Source organism: Shewanella abyssi, assembly GCF_023284025.1.
GTDB classification, from domain to species: domain Bacteria; phylum Pseudomonadota; class Gammaproteobacteria; order Enterobacterales; family Shewanellaceae; genus Shewanella; species Shewanella abyssi.
Map to the genome: position 1 here is coordinate 1 of NZ_JAKIKR010000117.1, position 1,825 is coordinate 1,825.

Below are 1,825 nucleotides of genomic sequence, written 5' to 3' on the forward strand. Positions count from 1 at the left end.
GATGATGCAGGTACATATTCGTAATGCTAAAGGCGGTAAGGACAGGTTAATCCCTCTACCACAACGCACCTTATTAGCCTTGAGATATTACTGGCAAACTCATCGCCATCCACGCCTGATGTTTCCTGGTAAAGACGGTAAAACGGATTCGATGATAGATAAAGGGGGTATTCAGAAGGCGCTTAAGCGAGTCATTGCTGAGTGCAATATTCATAAATCCATTAGCCCGCATAATTTGCGTCACAGCTACGCTACTCATTTGCTAGAACAAGGATTAGACCTGCGCTCAGTGCAAAGTTTGCTCGGTCACAACAGCCTTAATACCACCGCCAGATATACACGACTGACCCAAATCACTCGCAAGAACACCGCACTGTCAGTTAACCAACTTACGGATAATTTGGCTCTGAAGTGGGAGTGTGACATATGAAGTTCATCGATATTTTACGCGACCACCTTGATGAGTTTAACGCGCACTATGAGCAGCAAATCACAACCACGATGCGGCAAGCCATTTTCGCCATGCTCAGTTGTCGAGCTAATACCCAAAGAACCAGCCACTGGGCATGTCTGGGATGTAGCCATACTGCCGACTTCCCACTCTCCTGTGGCCATCGAAGTTGCCCGCAATGTCAGCACAACACCACGAGCGACTGGCTTGCAAAACAGCAGGCTAAACTGCTTCCTGTTGAATACTACATGGTGACTTTTACATTGCCTTATGAGCTGCGAGCCACCGCTAAACATAATCCAGAGCGTATGTATCAAGCCATGTTCACTGTTGCTGCAAGCGTACTCAAGGACTTTGCTAAAAACGACAAACAACTGGGTGGTGAGATTGGCTTTACGGGCGTACTGCATACGCATAATCGGCGACGCGACTACCATCCTCATATCCATTTCATCATCCCTGCGGGGAGTTTCGACAAAGCCAAACAACAGTGGAAAAAAGGCAAAGGTAAGTATCTATTTAATGCCTTTAATCTTGCCAAAGTATGGCGAGCACGATTGCTTGAACAACTAACGGACAAACTCAACATAAAGCTGACAGCAGCCATTCCCAATAAGTGGGTTGTCGACTGTCGACATGTGGGTAAAGGTTTGCCTGCTCTGCAATATCTATCACGCTATCTTTATCGTGGTGTATTGCCCGACAGAAATATCATCAGTGACATCGATGGGCAGGTCAGCTTCGAGTATCAAAATAGCCGAACAAGAAGCACTGAAATACGCACTTTACCTACGGTGAAGTTCCTATGGTTAGTGCTTCAGCATGTGTTACCGAAGGGGTTACGGCGAGTACGAGACTATGGGTTACTGCAAGGAAGTTACCGAAAACTAAGACTGCAAATACAGCTCATGCTAGCTGTCGCTGGGGCGGTGTTTCCTATAATCGCTGAGGTGAAAAAAGTGGTTGCGATACGGTCTTGCCCCTGCTGCCAGCAGCCGATGACATTTGTGGGGGTACATGAGAATAAGCATGCTCGACTGACAAGCTTTCTTAACCAAAGCCACTAACGAAAGTACTTGGTAACCTAACGCCACTGTTTAAGCGGTTAGAGAGCAGAAGTTTGAAACATGAGATAGCTAGAAGTGAAACATAGGAGGTGATTAAGACATTGAAAATACAAGCTTACTTAATTAGCTAGCGGTGCTAAGGGATAGTTACGGCTAGCAAAAAGTGTAATTTAATATCTCCGACCTAAACCAGCGTGAACTCTCGCGCCGCTATTGACTATATAAAGGTATCACTTCCTGCAATCTCGGGCTTGTTCAACACTTGGGATAAGGACGCGGCTGCGCGCGGCCTATCCTTATTCGTTAT

2 protein-coding genes are annotated in these 1,825 nt (G+C 46.3%); both read left to right on the forward strand.

Features of this window, described 5'->3' with window-relative positions; all coding sequences use genetic code 11:
* Nucleotides 1-430: tyrosine-type recombinase/integrase (locus L2755_RS21950; RefSeq protein ID WP_248982755.1), on the forward strand; the 430-nt coding region annotated here is incomplete at its 5' end.
* The gene (locus L2755_RS21955; RefSeq protein ID WP_428847825.1) at nt 427-1,518 is read left to right on the forward strand and encodes an IS91 family transposase; all 1,092 of its coding nucleotides are present in this window, start codon (nt 427-429) and stop codon (nt 1,516-1,518) included. The genes L2755_RS21950 and L2755_RS21955, both read left to right, overlap by 4 nt.
* The last annotated feature ends 307 nt before the right edge of the window (nt 1,519-1,825 follow it).

Coding starts and splice junctions, on each gene's coding strand:
- L2755_RS21955 (WP_428847825.1), top strand. CDS start 427: ATGAAGTTCATCGATATTTTACGCGACCACCTTGATGAGTTTAACGCG.